Genomic DNA, 17549 nt, shown 5'->3' with positions numbered 1-17549 from the left:
CGTTTTTATTTACCGGTGATCATCGGCAGGTTCAGCCCTTGCTCCTTGGCGCAGTCGATGGCGATCTGGTAACCGGCGTCGGCGTGACGCATCACACCGGTGCCCGGGTCGTTGTGCAGCACACGAGCGATACGCTCGGCCGCTTCATCCGTGCCGTCGCAGACGATCACCATGCCCGAGTGCTGCGAGAAGCCCATGCCGACGCCACCACCGTGGTGCAGCGAAACCCAGGTCGCGCCGCTCGCGGTGTTCAGCAGGGCGTTGAGCAGTGGCCAGTCGGAGACGGCATCGGAGCCATCCTGCATCGATTCGGTTTCACGGTTCGGGCTGGACACCGAGCCGGAGTCGAGGTGGTCGCGACCGATCACGATTGGTGCCGACAGCTCGCCACGACGGACCATTTCGTTGAACGCCAGGCCGAGCTTGGCGCGTTGGCCCAGGCCGACCCAGCAGATGCGTGCCGGCAGACCCTGGAAGCTGATGCGCTCGCGGGCCATGTCCAGCCAGTTGTGCAGGTGGGCGTCGTCCGGGATCAGTTCTTTGACCTTGGCGTCGGTCTTGTAGATGTCCTGCGGATCACCCGACAGCGCCGCCCAGCGGAACGGGCCGATGCCACGGCAGAACAGCGGGCGGATGTAGGCCGGAACGAAACCCGGGAAGTCGAAGGCGTTTTCCACGCCCTCTTCCTGAGCCATCTGACGGATGTTGTTGCCGTAGTCGAAGGTCGGGATGCCTTGCTTCTGGAAGTCGAGCATCGCCTTGACGTGCACGGCCATCGATTGCTTGGCAGCCTTGATCACCGCAGCCGGTTCGGTCTTGGCGCGGGCGCGGTATTCGTCCCAGGTCCAGCCGGCCGGCAGGTAGCCGTTGAGCGGATCGTGGGCGCTGGTCTGGTCGGTGACCATGTCCGGGCGCACGCCGCGACGAACCAGTTCCGGGAGGATTTCCGCAGCGTTGCCCAGCAGCGCGATGGAGATCGCCTTGCCTTCTTTGGTGTATTTGGTGATGCGCGCCAGGGCGTCGTCGAGGTCTTTGGCTTGCTCGTCGACGTAGCGGCTTTTCAGGCGGAAATCGATGCTCACCTGCTGGCATTCAATGTTCAGCGAGCAGGCACCGGCCAGGGTCGCGGCCAGCGGCTGAGCGCCACCCATGCCGCCGAGGCCGGCGGTCAGGACCCAGCGGCCCTTGAGGTTGGAGTTGTAATGCTGGCGACCGGCTTCGACGAAGGTTTCGTAGGTGCCCTGGACGATGCCCTGGCTGCCGATGTAGATCCAGCTGCCGGCGGTCATCTGGCCGTACATGGCCAGGCCCTTGGCGTCGAGTTCGTTGAAGTGTTCCCAGGTCGCCCAGTGCGGCACCAGGTTGGAGTTGGCGATCAGCACGCGCGGCGCATTGCTGTGGGTCTTGAACACGCCGACCGGTTTGCCGGACTGCACCAGCAGGGTTTCGTCGTCGTTCAGGTTGGTCAGGCTTTCGACGATCTTGTCGTAGCACTCCCAGTTGCGCGCAGCGCGGCCGATGCCACCGTAGACCACCAGCTCTTTCGGGTTCTCGGCCACTTCCGGGTCGAGGTTGTTCATCAACATGCGCAGCGGCGCTTCGGTCAGCCAGCTCTTGGCGGTCAGCTTGTTGCCGCGGGCGGCGCGGATTTCAACGTCACGGAATTTGGTGCGGTTGTTGTCAGTCACGAAAAAGACTCCTCAGCGATCAATTCAAACCAACCCTGGCGATGGGCAAGCGGCTTGTGCGCTTCAATGCGCGACAAGCGAATCAGGGACGCTGCGGAGAACCTCTAACGACTCATACGCATACGTCTTTACTTGTACATACAAGCATATGCAATCGAGCGGCCAACTTGTTGGAGGGCTGCTCAACAAAAATGCCGGGCATGGCTGGAGGACGCCTGAATCAAGGGTTGTGGCGTGTATGATTTTTTTCGCGGGGATGGTTTGAGCAAGCGGGAGGCTGGTTCATAAGCGTGGTTTTGCGCCACGCTGGGGCGTTCGGTAACAAGTTGGTGCGCGTTCGGGAACGTCGGGATGAAAAAAACCGCCGTTTTCAACAGCCCTTACGGGCACTGTTCAAAGCGGCGGTTTTTCAAGGATCGGATCAGTGTGCAGTCAGTTCGATCACACAGCAGCCCGCGTTGACGGCGATTTCCACCAGACCGGTGTTACCGTCCAGTTGCAGGCAATCATGCCGGCCGAGTTGCGAAGCGCTGTCACCGACCGTCACTTCCAGCAACTCGCTGACGCTGAAGACGAGAACGGTGCCGGCGGAGCTGAAGAACCGTTGCTCGCCATCCAGCCACTGCAAACGCGCGCTGTAGCGCTGCGGTGCGTAGATCAGGTTGAAATCGCGGATCGCGCCGCCGAGCAAGGTGCAGGACACCTGGCTTTCGCCGCTGAAGGCAAACGGGTCGAGGGGTAACAGCGGCCGAGTGTCGTCACCGTCGACACACAAGGTCATGCCGTCGCCCTGCAACACCGTGATCACCCGCTGATAACCGGTGAACGTCGAGAAGCCGCCGGATTCGGCGATGTCGGCAATCGACAGACGCCAGCCGAAACCCTCGAGACCGGCACCGGCGTCACGGGTGATTTCCTCGGTGCTGCCGCCGCCGTTTTTCCACGGCATGCGCGGGTAGCCTTCGGCGCGTAGAACCTTCAACTCGCTCATTTATGCTCTCTATTTATGCTTTTTATTTATGAAACCGACCTTCCAGACGATGACGGGAACCGGGGTGGATCAGGCGCGCCGCCGTCACTGGCTGACGGCCCGACCAGGTGCGACGGCGGATCAGCAGGCACGGCTCGCCTTTTTCGATCTGCAGCAATTTGCATTCGGTCGGCTCGGCAAGGATCGCTTCGACCACATGCTCGCCTTCGGTCAGCGGCGCAACTTGGTTGAGGTAGGCGTAAGGCGTTTGCAGGGTGAAGTCCTGCTTGAGGTATTCCGGGGCGACCAGCGCGTTGACGAAACGGTCTTCGATCTGCACCGGAATATCGTTTTCGTAATGCACGATCAGCGAGTGGAACACCTTCTGCCCTTCGCGCATGTCCAGCGCCAGGGCGCGCTCGGAACCGGCGGCCTCTTCTTCCAGGGTGATCACCTGGCAGGTGTGGCGATGGCCACGGGAGGCGATTTCATCAGCGATGTTGTGCACCTCGAACAGCGCGGACTGGCTCTTCGGCTCGGCGACGAACGTGCCGACGCCCTGCATGCGCACCAAGAGGCCGTCGGCGGTCATTTCCCGCAGCGCTCGGTTGATGGTCATGCGGCTGAAGCCCAACTGGCTGACCAGCTCGCTTTCCGACGGCACGCGGTAATGCGGCGGCCAGTTACCACTGTCGATCTGCTGGGTGATCATCTGTTTGACGCGGGCGTACAAGGGCGCCGGACTGTCGCCCATGTTCGCGGCCAACGGAGAGACTGGAGGCGGAGTCGGCACGGTGGATCCCTGTTCATTGGATAAGGTTGCTAGCTTGCCGGAGTTTACCGGGCAGGCAAACGTCTGTATATGTATATACAAATAACACACGATGGGGTGCTGAACCATGTCCGCCTTCTTTGCCGAACGCGCGCTGCTGCCTAACGGATGGGCCAACAATGTACGTCTCGAGGTCAGCGCCGAAGGCGTCTTGACCCGAATCCAGGCCGATTCCACTGCAGATGGCGCCGAACGGTTGAGCGGTCCGCTGCTGCCGGGGATGCCGAATCTGCACTCCCACGCGTTCCAGCGAGCGATGGCCGGGCTGGCAGAAGTGGCCGGCAATCCCAATGACAGTTTCTGGACCTGGCGCGATCTGATGTATCGGCTCGTCGGAAAAATCAGCCCGGACCAACTCGGCGTGATCGCCCGCCAGCTGTATATCGAAATGCTCAAGGCCGGTTACACCTCGGTCGCCGAATTCCATTACGTCCACCACGATCACAACGGTCAGCCGTATGCCGATCCGACCGAGCTGGCGTTGCGTATCAGCCAGGCCGCGAGCTCTGCCGGCATCGGCCTGACGCTGTTGCCGGTGCTCTACAGCCACAGCGGTTTCGGTGGCCAGACACCGAACGAAGGCCAGCGCCGCTTCATCAACAGCACCGAAAACTACCTGAAGCTGCAATCGCGCCTGCAACCGCTGCTGGCTCAGGAAAAGGCTCAGTCGCTGGGATTGTGTTTCCACTCGTTGCGCGCGGTCACCCCACAGCAGATCAGCGAAGTGCTGGCGGCCAGCGACAAGCAATGCCCGGTGCACATCCACATCGCCGAACAGCAGAAGGAAGTCGACGACTGCCTGAGCTGGAGCGGTCGCCGTCCGCTGCAATGGCTGTACGAAAACACCGAAGTCGATCAGCGCTGGTGCCTGGTGCACGCCACTCACGCCAATCCGGAAGAAGTCACGCTGATGGCCAAGAGCCGCGCCATCGCCGGCCTGTGCCTGACCACCGAAGCCAACCTCGGCGACGGGATCTTCCCGGCGGTGGATTTCCTGGCTCAGGGCGGACGCATGGGTATCGGCTCCGACAGCCATGTGTCGTTGAGCGTGGTGGAAGAATTGCGTTGGCTGGAATACGGCCAGCGTCTTCGCGATCAACGACGCAACCGTTTGTACGGCGCGGATCAACCGATGGTCGGCCGCACCTTGTATGACGCGGCGCTGGACGGTGGTGCTCAGGCTCTGGGCCAGCCGATCGGTGCACTGGAAGTTGGCAAACGCGCCGACTGGATTGTGCTCGATGGCAGCGATCCGTATCTGGCGACGGCCAGCGGTGACGGGATCCTCAACCGCTGGCTGTTTGCCGGTGGCGACCGTCAGGTGCGTGACGTACTGGTCAACGGTCAGTGGGTCGTTCGTGACGGGCGACATGCCGGGGAGGAGGACAGCAATCGCGCCTTCACCCAAGTCCTGCGAGACCTTTTGGGCTGACACAAAAAAACCTGTGGAGGGCAACCTCCACAGGTTTTTTGTTGCGCGTCAGTTGGACGTCTTGGCCATCTGCTGATCCGATGCGCGCCAGATCAATCGCGTGGTGTCGTAACCCTGCTGACGCGCCTTGCTCAGCAGTTCTTCGCGCACCACACCGTTGACGGTCGGCGTGCGGGACAACAGCCACAGGTAACGTCGGCTCGGGTCGCCAACAATGGCGGTCTTGTAGTCGTCACTGACGTACAGCACCCAGTATTGACCCTTCGCCGAACCCGGAATCAGCCGCGAGAACCAAGTATCGAACTCGACCCACAATTTGTCGGTCTTGCCCGGCACCTGTGGATAAGCCTTGCCCTTGACCTCTTCCCACTGCCAGTCCTTGGTCAGGCAACGGTTGAACACGCCGAGGTTGCCGTCAGGCTGGAGGCTGTAGCGGGCTTCGGATTGAGCGCAATTGCGCTGGAAATACATCGGCAGCCGCGCCAACTCGTACCAGGTGCCCTGGTAACGCTTGAGATTGACGCTGTGGACTGTCTTGGGCGCCAGCGGATCTTCACCGGTCGTGGCGCAGCCGGCCAATACCAGGCCGGCAAAAAGGACAAGCAATAACCGCTTCATTGTTTTTCTCCCGTGGGCGCGTAGCCCCGGTTTACTTCAGGCCTTGGCCGGAAAACATCAACACTTTGTCACCGGCGTACTGCACGCTGATAAAGCTGTTCTTGTCGCCCCAGGTGCAACTGGACATGCCGAGCGCGCCCGAGCAATCGGTAGGCTTGCCGAGCAGCGTCTCCACTTCGGCCTTGGCCATGCCGGCCGAGAGCTTCGAGTAGTTTTCCTGATTGACCTTGCTGCATGCGGCCAACAGCACGCAAAACGACAGAAGGGCGATAGATCGCAGCGACATGGTGTAACTCCTGGAACGGAAGGGGGATGGCATGGCGCCAACCAGAAGCTTAGAAGAGAAAACCCCTGTCTGGTTCCCTGGGGCACTGGCTATTTGTTAGCCCGCTCGTCCGGCATTCATCGGTAAATCAGACACTTTGTAGGGCTATTGAGCATTTCGTCGCCTTTAGCAAAAGCTGCCTAATCTTTGGCGCGCAGCGGTCGAAATAAGAGCAGCGCAAAGCCCGATAGTGTGGCAAATTGCCGCCCTTTCTTGACCAGCCCCTTCGCGGTAGCTCACTTAATGACCAGAAACATGAAATTCAGCCACAAGATCTTGTTGGCTGCCGCCCTCGTGGTGGCCGTTGCGTTCGCCTGTTTCATTTTGTTCAACGACTATCGACAACGCGAAGCCCTGCAAACCAGCACCGAAGCGTCAATGCAGGAACTGGGCAGCCTGACCACCAGCAACATCCAGACCTGGCTGGAAAGCCGCATTCAATTGCTGGAATCGATGTCGCAGCAGGTTGTCGCCGACGGCAACGCCCCGGCGAGCCTGAAACGCATCATCGACCTGCCCGCCTACACCGGCAATTTCCAACTCAGCTATTTCGGCGGTGCCGACGGCGTGATGTTCTCGGTCCCGGCCGGCAACCGCGCACCGGATTACGACCCACGCGCCCGTGGCTGGTACAAGGCCGCGAACAGCGCCCAGCAAACCATCGTCACCGAACCGTACATCGCCGCCTCGTCGGGCAAACTGGTGATAACCGTTGCCACCCCGGTGCAGCGCCAGGGCCAGATGATCGGTGTGGCCGGTGCCGACATCGATCTGTCGAGTGTCAGCGCAATCATCAACTCGCTGAACTTCGGCGGCCATGGCCACGCGTTCATCGTCAGTGCCGACGGCAAGATCCTGATCCACCCGGACAGCAAACTGGTACTCAAGACCCTGGCCGAGGCCTATCCCAACGGCGCACCGAAAGTCAGCCCGGGCCTGAAGGAAGTCGAGTTCGACGGCAAGACCCAACTGATCTCCTTCACCCGCGTCAACGGCGTACCGTCGGCCGACTGGTACGTGGGCCTGGTGCTGGACAAGGACACTGCGTTCTCGATGCTCAGCGAGTTCCGCACCTCGGCACTGATCGCCATGGTCATCGCCGTCGTCATCATCATCGCCCTGCTCGGCATGCTGATCCGCGTGCTGATGCAACCGCTGCTGACCATGGGCCGCGCCATGCATGACATCGCCGAAGGCGAAGGCGACCTGACCAAACGCCTGACCATCCACGGCCACGACGAATTCGGCGCGCTGGGCTTGTCGTTCAACCGCTTCGTCGAACGTATCCATACCTCGATCCGCGAAGTATCTTCTGCCACTGGCCAGGTCAACGAAGTTGCCCTGCGCGTGGTCGCGGCGTCCAACTCGTCGATGTACAACTCTGACCAGCAAGCCTCGCGTACCAACAGCGTGGCCGCCGCGATCAATCAACTCGGCGCCGCCGCCCAGGAAATCGCCCAGAACGCCGCCCTCGCCTCGCAACACTCCAGCGACGCGCGCAGCCTGGCCGAAGACGGCCAGCAGGTTGTGGATAAAACCATCCACGCGATGCAGCAACTGTCGGCGAAGATCAGCGATTCCTGCGGCAACATCGAAACGCTGAACAGCAACACCGTGAACATCGGGCAGATTCTGGAAGTGATCACCAGCATCTCCCAACAGACCAACCTGCTGGCCCTCAACGCCGCCATCGAAGCAGCCCGTGCCGGTGAGGCCGGTCGTGGTTTCGCCGTGGTCGCCGACGAAGTCCGCAACCTGGCGCACCGCACCCAGGATTCGGCACAGCAAGTGCAGAAAATGATCGAAGAGCTGCAGGTCGGCGCGCGTCAGGCGGTCGGCATCATGACCGAAAGCCAGCGTGAGAGCGAAAGCAGCGTCGGCATCGCCAACCAGGCCGGCGAACGCCTGGGCAGCGTGACCCAGCGCATCGGCGAGATCGACGGCATGAACCAGTCGGTGGCGACCGCGACGGAAGAGCAGACGGCTGTGGTCGAGTCGATCAACGTCGACATCAACGAGATCAACACGCTGAACCAGGAAGGTGTGGAGAACTTGCAGGCGACGTTGCGCGCTTGTGCGGATCTTGAGCAGCAGGCGGCGCGGTTGAAGCAGTTGGTAGGCAGCTTCAGGATATAAGGCGCTCTCACTGATCTCTTCGCGGGCCTTTCTGCGAAGAGGTCAGTCGTCTTGATGCTGATTCAGAAACTCGACCCCGGCTGCGAAAGAAACGCCAACTCCTCCGCCGTAGACACCCGCCCCAACACCGCATTGCGATGCGGAAACCTTCCAAACCGCGCAATCACCCGCTGATGCCGCTCGGCATAATCCAGGTTGTCGGCAAACACCCCGCGCTCCGCCTCCGGCTGTTCGGCCACCAGTTCGATGAATCGCGAGACCGCTTCATTCTGCACCGCGAGGTTTTCGCAGTGTTCAAAGACGAGGTAGATGAAGAGTCGCTGGATCGGCTTCAACTGCCGATCGAAATCCGCCTCAATGCCTTGGGCAACCAGCTTCTGTGCCCGTAGATCACCAGAGAAAGCTTTGGGAGTATCGCGAAAGATCATTCGCGGGAGTTGATCGAGCAGCAGCACCACCGCCAACCAACCTTCGGGACCTTGCGTCCACTCGGTCAATTCGCCAGCGAGGGCCTGATCGACAAAGACCCCGAAACGCTCACGCGCTTCGAGGTCCTGGCTGTCTTTCTTGCCGAACCACAACCCGCCCTGTTGCGCCGTCACTTCAGTGGCTGACTCGGAGTGACCGAACCACCAATCGAGCAACGGCTGCCAGGGCGCGGTCATGGTTTATTCCTTGTGGTAAGCCGTGGCGCGAGCGACTTCTTCTTTCGAGCCGAGGAACACCGCTACGCGCTGGTGCAGGCCTTCAGGCTGAATGTCGAGGATGCGTTGGTGACCGTCGGTGGAAGCGCCGCCCGCCTGTTCCACCAGGAACGACATCGGGTTGGCTTCGTACATCAGGCGCAGTTTGCCCGGTTTGGACGGCTCGCGGCTGTCGCGCGGGTACATGAACAGACCGCCACGGGTCAGGATGCGGTGCACGTCGGCAACCATCGCCGCGACCCAACGCATGTTGTAGTTCTTTTTCAGCGGGCCTTCTTCACCAGCCAGCAGTTCCGAAACGTAGCGCTGTACCGGGGCTTCCCAGTGACGCTGGTTGGACATGTTGATGGCGAATTCCTGGGTGCTTTCAGGAATGGTGATGTCTTCGTGGGTCAGGACGAAGCTGCCCATTTCGCGGTCCAGGGTGAAGCCTTTCACACCGTGGCCCAAGGTCAGCACCAGCATGGTTTGCGGACCGTAGATGGCATAACCGGCGGCAACTTGCTGGGTGCCTGGCTGCAGGAAGGCCTTCTCATTCAGAGGCTCGTTCTGGCTCAGGTATTCGTTCGGGCAACGCAGTACCGAGAAGATGGTGCCGACCGGTGCGTTGATGTCGATGTTCGACGAACCGTCCAGCGGGTCGAATACCAACAGGTAGGCGCCTTTCGGGTATTTGCCCGGGATCTGGTAGGCGTTGTCCATTTCCTCGGACGCCATGCCGGCCAGGTGACCGCCCCATTCGTTGGCTTCGAGCAGAATTTCGTTCGACAGCACGTCGAGCTTCTTCTGCACTTCACCTTGCACGTTTTCAGTGCCCATGCTGCCCAGAACGCCGCCCAGGGCGCCTTTGGACACGGCGTGGCTGATCTCCTTGCAGGCACGCGCCACCACTTCGATCAGGAAGCGCAGATCGGCAGGAGTGTTGTTGCTGCGGGTCTGCTCAATCAAATAGCGACTCAGGGTAACGCGGGACATGGACGGCTCCGGTGGAATGGGGGGCTAAAAACCCGCGCAGTTTACAGGGAGTCTGAAACCGTAGCGAGCAATGACGCCCGGTAACGTGCGTCGGGTGCAATTCCTGCTATCAGACGTGATCGAACCGAGAGAGTTCATGCACCGGATTCAGCGTAGTTGGAAACCCGACGGGTGTAGAGGCCACACCCGTCATATTCAGGACTTGGCCGGCGGCTTGCGCAGCAGACTGAAGGCCATCGCGGCCAGAAACAACACACTGAGCAGCAACACCGCCCACAGGCCGAATTTCTTCCAGTTGGTGTCGGTTGTGGCCGTCGAGGTGGCTGTCGACGTCTGGGTCGCTACCGCTTCACCCTGCACCGTAGCCTTTCCCAATGCGGCCAGTTTCTCCGGTTTGAAGTCGGGGATCAGCGTGGTCAGCGGCAGGTTCGCCGTTCTCACCGTCGGATTGCCCAGCGCCAGGCTGTAGGGCCCGTCGCCGCGTGCGAGAAAGATCACCTGGGTGGCGCGCACCGCGTACTTGACGCTCGGCGCCTGCTCGCCGAGACCGCCGCCGCGTTCGTCGACCGTCAGTTTCAACTGCTGGACGGTCTGCCCGTAGAGCTGCAATTCGTTCTGCACCACGTCCTGGCCATTCTGGGTCAGGCGATAGAGCAAGCCGCTGCTCAACGGCTGCCACGGCAGACTGGTTTCGCGGCGTCCCGACAGCGTCACCGGCGCCAGGCTGTTGGGTTGCTTCAGCTCAACCTGGACCCGCTCGATATTCAGCCCCATCGGCAACTGCCAGGTGTACTCCCCGGCCTTGGTGCTGCTGCCGGCCAGCGCTGGCGACCAGACGAGCGGCAGCGGCAGGTTTTGCGGGTCGCTGCTTTTCAACTGCGCCGACGTCAGGGTCGGGGCCGCATTCGGCGAATCCCACAGCAGGCGCAGATAACGCGCCGATTGTCCCGGCAACGCGACTTCATGCTGCTCGATGCGCTCATCGGAAAAGGTCAGGCGCGCGACCTGGCCTTCGCCCCAGGCTTGCCAGTGCTGCAAGTCGTCGCTGGCCTCGATGCTGAAACGCTGGAAGCCGTCACGCTCGCTGGTCCAGTCGAGGATCAGTTGCTGCAACGGTGCCTTGATCGCACTGGCATCCAGCAGCCAGCCGCTCAGCACCTCTTCCCCCGCTTCCAGTTGGCTGGATGGCTGCACTTCCACCAGCGTGCCGGTAGTCGTGGACTGCACCCGCACACTCGGCGCGCGCTCAGTGGCATCCGCCGAGTTGTACAACGGGAACCACTTCACCGTGTTCAACTGGCCATCGTCGCGGGTCTGCGCTGATTCCCGGGCCAGCGCATAAGCCTGTGGTTCACCGGCGGCGTTGAACACGCGCAGGTCGCTGAGATCGGTCTGACGCGCCTGCAATTGCACGCTCAGCGGCAGTTCGAGGCGATACCACGGGCCTGCGCCACTGACCGACAACGGCACCTGTGCGGCGAAGTCCGCCGGTTTTTCCTGGGCGCCGGCCGTCATGGCCACGCCCAGCAACAGCCACCCCAGATTAAGCTTGCGACTCAAGACGACACTCCTTCGGTTTCCGGGGCCGGTTTGTCCGCCTCCGGTGCAGCTTCGACGCGTTTGGGCGGCAGTGGCGCGAAGTAGCCCACCACCAGCAGCAACACGCCGACGCCGATAAACGAGACGATCCGGGCCAGCCCGCCACGGTTGCTCAGTTCGACAAAAATCAATTTGGCCACCACCAGCGCAATCAGCGCCGCACCGATCAGCCACACTTCGCGGCGATGACGCAGATGCCCGCCGATCATCAGCCCGAGCGCCATCAGCGTCCAGACGATGGACAACCCGGCCTGCACCAGCATCGACTCAAGCAACAGGTCCAGCTCGAACGGAATCCCCGCCCAATGGTGCGCGGCGCGGGTCACCATCGCGGTGCAGAACGCGAACAGCGAAACACCGGCGATCAGTTGCGAGGCGTGAGCGGCGTAATCCTTGCGGATCGACAGCTCGGTGACCGCGCTGCGTGACCAGACATAGACGCTGAACAACGCGATCAACAGGCCCAGCTCCAATGGGTTGATCAGCGGCACGTAAGGCAGCGGTTCGGCGTTGCCGTCGCTCACTCCGTTCGCCAGCCAAAACCAGACAAGCATCAACACCGCCAGCGGCGCCGCCGCGTACAAGCGGTACTCACGAGGGAACGCCGCCACCGGCCACGGCCAGTTGCGCGGCGCGGCCATCAGCAACAGATAGACACTCGGCAGAATCGCCCAGCCCAGCCAGCGCCAGGCGTTGTACTGCTCGGACAACAGCAGCAGGCCGTAGCGCAGCTCCAGCGTCAGCACGCCGATCAGCAGCCAGCAGCCGAGCACATGCGCCGTGCTCAAGGCCCGCGCCGGCAACATCGGCGCCAGACGCCGCAGGCTGAAGAAATGCACCGCAAACACTGCTGCCCACGCCAGCCAGCCGAAGTTGGCCGCCGGGTGATAACGCGAATGCCACGCAGCGAGCAACACCAGCCCGGCTGCCGGTATCAGCAAGGTGCAGAGCAAACCAAGCGAAGGCCATTTCAAACGCAATGCCAACAGCGCCCACAATGCGACGCTCAGCGCGGCGACCAGCAGCAACAGCGTTGCCTGCAGATTCAGCGGCGCAAAGCGCAGCACTTCGCTGACCCACGCCAGCGCCCACCAACCGGCGCCCCACACCAGCAACACTTCGGACAGTCGCTGCAAACTCAGCACATCGAACGCCGAAGCGTGATTGCCCAGTTGCAGGCGCCACGCCCCGATCATCGCCGCCAGACCCAGCACCAGCGGCGTCCAGAACCCGCCATGGGCCAGCGGCCGCAGACCTTCGCTGGACAGCGGCCCGAGCAGCTCGGGACCGGCCAGCAAAAACGCCGCGCCGCCGATCAGTTGCAACAGCAGACCGAAGACAAAACTCACGCGCTGCTTGAGGTACAGACTGAGCCAGATGATCAGCAACCCACTGGCCGCCCACACGGCGCTCGCGGTTTGCCACGGCAGGACGAACAACACCGCCAGATTGATCAGCACCAACCCCGCCAGCAGCACCACCGACAAACCGCGCAACAGACGAACATCGTTGCGCACCATCTCGTCGCGCGCCGCCAGCAGCATGCCGGCGATCAAGGCCAGACCGATCAGCGAGGCGCTGAGCAAACCGCTCCAGCCGGCGCTGAACACGGCCGCCGAATCCTCGCCCGCCCCTTGCAGGCGCAACAGGAACAACGCACCACCCAGCAACTGCACGGCAAACGCGGTGAACAGGAACGTGCGCGATTGCAGGCGCAAGCCGACGAACAAGGTCACCAGACCGGCCAGCGCCCAACTGATCGCCGTACCGTGGGTGAAGAAAAATAGCGGCGCCAGCAGATAGAGGAACGTCAGACCGAGACTCGCCAATACCGGCAAGCCCTGCCGTTCCCAAGCCGAGGTGTATTCCGCCGGGGCTTTGCGCAACTGATAGAAACTGAACAGCAGCGCGATGCCGAGCATCAGCGCGCCCAGCGGTGCACCGTCGAGCAGGCTGCTTTCGCCAACGCGCAACTGGCTGAGAAACGCCATCGCCGAACCGAGTTGCAGCAGCAATGCGAAGGCCCGGGCAAACGGCCGGTGCTGACGCAGGCCGAGCCAGAAAATCCCCGCGCCCTCCACTGCCCAGGCAGCAGATGTCCAGCGCGCATCCAGCCCCAGTGGAATCGCCAGGCTGGCGAAAATCACGCCGAGCGCCAGGCAGGTCTCGCCCAGCAACAACGCCCGGCCGCCCATCAGCACCCGAGCGAGCGTCATGTAAATCATGCCCAGTGCCAACGCGCTGAACGCGGCGGCGAACTCCAGATGCTGCACCAGCGCGAATTGCAGACCGAAACCCACCAGCGGCGGGCCGAACAGCATGGTGCCGTCGACGTAATCCCCCTTGCGCGCCGACCAATTCAGCAGCGCCTCGCGATCGTTCTCTGCCGGGGCGTCCGGCATGTCCAGCAACTTGCGTCGGGCGAACAGCAGGCCGATGGCCAGGTACATCAGGAAGAACAGAATCAGGAACGGCTCGGTGCTCCACAGCAGTTCCGGCGCATACGAACGCACACCCCAGGCGAAACCGATGCCGAAGGTGCCGGCGAAACCGATCAGGTTGAGCAGGCGCCAGGCCTTGAACCAGGCGATGGCCAGGATGCCGGCGTTGAGCAGCGCGAAATAACTGAACAACGCGACATGATTACCGGCGCCGGTGGAGGTCAGGATCGGCGCGGCAAAACCGCCCAAGGCCGCAACGCAGGCCAGGGCGAGGGAATCCTGGGTGATGGCCAGAATGGCCGAGAACACCGTCACTGCTACCAGCAATCCCAGTGCAGCGGACGGATCGAGCAGCGGGTGCAGACGCATCGCCGCAAACACCGTCAGGTACAACACCGCAATCCCGGTGCCTTGCAGCATCAAGGCGTAGCTGCTGTTGCGATGGCGCAGCCACCAGCCCAGCGCCAGCAACCCCAGCGCCGCTGCTGCGACTCCGGCATAGCGCATTTCGATCGGCACCACCATGCCTTCGGTGGCGTAGCGCAGCAGGAAGGCCAGACCGAAAAACAACAGCACCACGCCGACCCGCAACACGGTGTTGCCACCGAACAGCCAGTTGCGCGCAGCGCTGATGCCGCGCTCGATAAGGTTCGGGCCACGGGGTTCAGCGGGTTGCTGCGGTTCGGGAAGGTCGGCAGTAACGGCGTCGAGACGCCAGACATCGGCCGGCAGCGGCTGACTGGTTTCGCTGGCGACGGCAGAGAGAGGTTCGAGTTCGGGCGGCAGCTCCCAGACCAGGTCGGGGGCCGGCGCTTCTTCGACGACATCGACGGGCTCGACCAAAGGCTCGGGGGCCGGCTCTACGCCTGGCGCCGGCACCGCGTGAGAAGGCGAACCCTCCAGCAGATACAGACGCTGCGCGACGCCCTGCAAAGCTACTTTCGCCTGTTCAAGTTGCTGCTGTTGCTCCGCCACCTGCGAGCCGAGCCGCATGATGCGGATCGTCTGCCCGATCGCCAGGCCCAACAACGCGCCCAATAGCGCAGAACTGAACGATTCGTCGAGCAGCCAACCGAGCAGCAGCCCGATCAACATGAACATCCATTGCATGGTCGATATCCCTGAGCAGCCCCGAAGCGGGGCCGAACCAGGGCTCAGTATATCGGCCCGGCCCAACAAGCGTGGGGGCCGGGCGCACATTTGTCGCTAAAAGTTACTCCAGTGCCTTCCAGATATCCGTGGCGTACTCGCGAATCGTCCGGTCGGAGGAGAACCAGCCCATCCGCGACGTGTTCAACACCGCCGAGCGCCACCACTTGTTGGAATCGTGCCAGAGCGCATCGACGCGCATTTGCGCCTCCCAGTAGGAGTCAAAATCGGCGCAGACCAGGAAGCGGTCGTAATCCACCAGCGAATCGATCAGCCCGGTGTAGCGCGACGTGTCATCCGGCGAGAACACACCGCCGCGAATCGCCTGCAATACATCGTTCAAACGATGGGAGGCGGCGATATCCGGCACCGCGCTGAACTCGTGGTTCTGCTTGCGCGCTTCGACCTGCTGGGCGCTCAGGCCGAAGATGAACATGTGTTCGGCACCGATGCGCTCGCACATTTCCACGTTGGCGCCGTCGAGGGTGCCGATGGTCAGCGCGCCGTTGAGGCCGAACTTCATGTTGCTGGTGCCCGAGGCTTCGAAACCGGCGGTGGAGATCTGCTCCGACAAGTCCGCCGCAGGAATGATGCTTTCCGCCAGGCTGACGTTGTAGTTGGGCAGGAACACCACTTTCAGCAGCCCGCGCACGGTCGGGTCGTTGTTCACCACGCGGGCGATATCGTTGGTCAGTTTGATGATCAGCTTGGCCTGGTGATAACTCGCCGCCGCTTTGCCGGCGAAGATTTTCACCCGTGGCACCCAGTCGATTTCCGGCTCGGCGCGAATCGCCTGATACAGCGCGACGGTGTGCATCAGGTTGAGCAACTGGCGTTTGTATTCGTGGATCCGCTTGACCTGCACGTCGAACATCGCCGCCGGGTTGACCGCGATCCCCAGCCGCTCGTGGATCAGATAAGCGAGGGCCTTTTTGCTGTGCAGCCGTTGCTCGGCGAAGGCTTTGCGGAAGGCGGGTTTTTCGGCGAAAGGCTCGAGATCGAGCAGACGCTGTTCGGGGTTATCCAGAACGTCCGGGCCGAGGGAATCGACCAGCATCGACGTCAGCTCCGGGTTGGCCTGGTACAGCCAGCGGCGGAAGGTGATGCCGTTGGTCTTGTTGTTGATTCGTTCCGGGTAGAGCTTGTGCAGTTCAGCGAACACGGTTTTGCGCATCAGTTGCGTGTGCAGCCCCGACACGCCGTTGACGCTGTGGGAGCCGAGGAACGCGAGGTTGCCCATGCGCACCCGGCGACCGTTGTCCTCTTCGATCAGCGACACCGCGCGCAGCACGTCGAAATCGTGGATGCCCTTGGCCCGCAGCGAATCGATGTGCTGGGCGTTGATCAGGTAAATGATCTGCATGTGCCGGGGCAACATGCGCTCCATCAGCCCCACCGGCCAGGTTTCCAGCGCTTCGGGCAGCAGCGTGTGGTTTGTGTACGAGAGCGTGTCGACAGTGACTTGCCACGCCGCATCCCAGGCCACGTCGTAGACGTCGACCAGTTGGCGCATCAGTTCGGCGACGGCGATCGAGGGGTGCGTGTCGTTGAGCTGGATCGCCGCGTGATCGCCCAGGGTCAGCACCGAGGTGTGCATGTTGCGATGACGGCGCAGCAGATCCTGAAGCGATGCGGCGACGAAGAAGTATTCCTGACGCAGGCGCAATTCCTGGCCAGCCTCAGTGCTGTCCGCCGGATAAAGGACACGGGAGATGCTTTCGGCCCGGGCCACTTCGGCGACGGCGCCTAGGTGGTCACCCGCGTTGAAGCGCTCCAGGTGCAGATCTTCCATCGCCCGAGCCCGCCACAGGCGCAAGGTGTTGACGCTCGCCCCGCGCCAGCCGACCACCGGGGTGTCGTAGGCAATCGCCCGGACGGTTTCCGCCGGGTGCCAGACCTGTTTGCTCTTGCCGCTGACATCGGTGACGGTCTCGACGCTGCCGCCAAACCCGATGGAATACACGACCTCCGGCCGTTCGAATTCCCACGGGTTGCCGAAATCCAGCCAGTGCTCGGTCTGTTCCTGCTGCCAGCCATCGACAATGGCCTGACGGAACAACCCGTGTTCGTATCGGATGCCGTAACCATGACCGGCGATGCCGAGGGTCGACATGCTTTCCATGAAGCACGCTGCCAGCCGTCCGAGGCCACCGTTGCCCAGTGCCGCGTCAGGTTCCAGCAGGCGGATGCGCTCCAGATCCACGCCCAGTTCGGTCAATGCTTCACGGGCGACGTCCAGCAGACCGAGGTTGCTCAGGCTGTCGTACAGCAAACGGCCGATGAGGAATTCCAGCGAAAGGTAATACACCCGCTTCTGACCTTTGCGGTAGATCTGCCGGGTGTGGTCCATCCAGTGCTCGACCATGTGATCGCGCGCCGCGAGGGCGATGGCTTCGAACCAGTCATGGTCGAAGGCGTGATCCGGGTCTTTGCCCACCGCGTAGGTGAGTTTGGTCAGGACGGCGTCGCGGAATGCGGCCACCTCTGCTTCGCGAACTAGTGGTTCTTGAGTCATCGATAGGACCTCGAGCGAGCGGGGAATTGTCAGAGCCTAGACGGTCTGACCGACGGTGTTGGCTCTGGTTCGGCAGTTTTTCCTGAGAGTGAGCGTTCGTCCGGCACTACCCTGGCGAATGCCTGAATGAATGCAGGGGCCGTGCCGAATTGTCAGTCCTTGTGG

General features: G+C 62.1%; 12 protein-coding genes. 2 read left to right on the top strand and 10 right to left on the bottom strand.

Going from position 1 to position 17549, the window contains the following annotated elements:
* Nucleotides 1-5: 5 nt before the first annotated feature.
* The 3 genes from hutU to hutC form a co-directional block, all read right to left on the bottom strand.
* Entirely contained in the window at nt 6-1688 is a 1683-nt protein-coding gene (hutU, locus tag IF199_RS01930; protein ID WP_192559559.1) for a urocanate hydratase, read from the bottom strand.
* A 421-nt stretch (nt 1689-2109) separates the two neighbouring features.
* Entirely contained in the window at nt 2110-2679 is a 570-nt protein-coding gene (locus tag IF199_RS01925) for a HutD/Ves family protein (RefSeq protein WP_192559558.1), read from the bottom strand.
* 22 nt (nt 2680-2701) lie between these two features.
* Nucleotides 2702-3412 (bottom strand): histidine utilization repressor, encoded by a 711-nt coding sequence (gene hutC, locus IF199_RS01920; RefSeq protein WP_173861404.1) that lies wholly within the window; start codon nt 3410-3412, stop codon nt 2702-2704.
* A gap of 145 nt (nt 3413-3557) precedes the next feature.
* On the opposite strand from hutC, the gene IF199_RS01915 reads away from it, so the two are divergent.
* The gene (locus tag IF199_RS01915) at nt 3558-4922 is read left to right on the top strand and encodes a formimidoylglutamate deiminase (RefSeq protein WP_192559557.1); all 1365 of its coding nucleotides are present in this window, start codon (nt 3558-3560) and stop codon (nt 4920-4922) included.
* A 48-nt stretch (nt 4923-4970) separates the two neighbouring features.
* Here IF199_RS01915 and IF199_RS01910 read toward each other — a convergent pair whose 3' ends face one another.
* Complete coding sequence (locus IF199_RS01910) at nt 4971-5540, bottom strand: lipocalin family protein (RefSeq protein ID WP_096821978.1); 570 nt, start codon at nt 5538-5540, stop codon at nt 4971-4973.
* A gap of 31 nt (nt 5541-5571) precedes the next feature.
* Nucleotides 5572-5826, bottom strand: coding sequence for a hypothetical protein (locus IF199_RS01905; protein ID WP_007952486.1), 255 nt, complete (start codon nt 5824-5826; stop codon nt 5572-5574).
* Between the two features lie 282 nt (nt 5827-6108).
* On the opposite strand from IF199_RS01905, the gene IF199_RS01900 reads away from it, so the two are divergent.
* Complete coding sequence (locus IF199_RS01900; protein WP_208491901.1) at nt 6109-8001, top strand: methyl-accepting chemotaxis protein; 1893 nt, start codon at nt 6109-6111, stop codon at nt 7999-8001.
* A 62-nt stretch (nt 8002-8063) separates the two neighbouring features.
* On the opposite strand, the gene IF199_RS01895 is transcribed toward IF199_RS01900, so the two are convergent.
* The 5 genes from IF199_RS01895 to IF199_RS01875 all read right to left on the bottom strand — a co-directional run bounded on the left by IF199_RS01895 (nt 8064) and on the right by IF199_RS01875 (nt 17384).
* Entirely contained in the window at nt 8064-8666 is a 603-nt protein-coding gene (locus IF199_RS01895; protein WP_192559555.1) for a DUF924 family protein, read from the bottom strand.
* Nucleotides 8667-8669: 3 nt separating this feature from the next.
* Complete coding sequence (locus IF199_RS01890) at nt 8670-9680, bottom strand: class 1 fructose-bisphosphatase (RefSeq protein ID WP_096821975.1); 1011 nt, start codon at nt 9678-9680, stop codon at nt 8670-8672.
* Between the two features lie 195 nt (nt 9681-9875).
* The gene (locus IF199_RS01885) at nt 9876-11240 is read right to left on the bottom strand and encodes a DUF3999 domain-containing protein (RefSeq protein ID WP_192559554.1); all 1365 of its coding nucleotides are present in this window, start codon (nt 11238-11240) and stop codon (nt 9876-9878) included.
* Complete coding sequence (locus IF199_RS01880; protein WP_192559553.1) at nt 11237-14830, bottom strand: DUF2339 domain-containing protein; 3594 nt, start codon at nt 14828-14830, stop codon at nt 11237-11239. Before IF199_RS01880 ends, IF199_RS01885 begins: the two co-directional genes overlap by 4 nt.
* 103 nt (nt 14831-14933) lie before the next feature.
* A complete protein-coding gene (locus IF199_RS01875) occupies nt 14934-17384 on the bottom strand; it encodes a glycogen/starch/alpha-glucan phosphorylase (protein WP_096821972.1) in 2451 nt (816 codons plus the stop codon).
* Between the last annotated feature and the right edge of the window lie 165 nt (nt 17385-17549).

It is taken from the genome of Pseudomonas allokribbensis (genome assembly GCF_014863605.1).
Lineage (GTDB): Bacteria > Pseudomonadota > Gammaproteobacteria > Pseudomonadales > Pseudomonadaceae > Aquipseudomonas > Aquipseudomonas allokribbensis.
This window is presented reverse-complemented; position numbering and strand designations above follow the sequence as displayed.

What these genes read in the sequence shown, in the direction of transcription:
- IF199_RS01900 (WP_208491901.1), top strand. Translation starts at nt 6,109, where the DNA reads ATGACCAGAAACATGAAATTCAGCCACAAGATCTTGTTGGCTGCCGCC.
- IF199_RS01910 (WP_096821978.1), bottom strand. Translation starts at nt 5,540, where the DNA reads ATGAAGCGGTTATTGCTTGTCCTTTTTGCCGGCCTGGTATTGGCCGGC.
- IF199_RS01880 (WP_192559553.1), bottom strand. Translation starts at nt 14,830, where the DNA reads ATGCAATGGATGTTCATGTTGATCGGGCTGCTGCTCGGTTGGCTGCTC.
- IF199_RS01875 (WP_096821972.1), bottom strand. Translation starts at nt 17,384, where the DNA reads ATGACTCAAGAACCACTAGTTCGCGAAGCAGAGGTGGCCGCATTCCGC.
- hutC (WP_173861404.1), bottom strand. Translation starts at nt 3,412, where the DNA reads ATGGGCGACAGTCCGGCGCCCTTGTACGCCCGCGTCAAACAGATGATC.
- IF199_RS01890 (WP_096821975.1), bottom strand. Translation starts at nt 9,680, where the DNA reads ATGTCCCGCGTTACCCTGAGTCGCTATTTGATTGAGCAGACCCGCAGC.
- IF199_RS01925 (WP_192559558.1), bottom strand. Translation starts at nt 2,679, where the DNA reads ATGAGCGAGTTGAAGGTTCTACGCGCCGAAGGCTACCCGCGCATGCCG.
- IF199_RS01915 (WP_192559557.1), top strand. Translation starts at nt 3,558, where the DNA reads ATGTCCGCCTTCTTTGCCGAACGCGCGCTGCTGCCTAACGGATGGGCC.
- IF199_RS01905 (WP_007952486.1), bottom strand. Translation starts at nt 5,826, where the DNA reads ATGTCGCTGCGATCTATCGCCCTTCTGTCGTTTTGCGTGCTGTTGGCC.
- IF199_RS01895 (WP_192559555.1), bottom strand. Translation starts at nt 8,666, where the DNA reads ATGACCGCGCCCTGGCAGCCGTTGCTCGATTGGTGGTTCGGTCACTCC.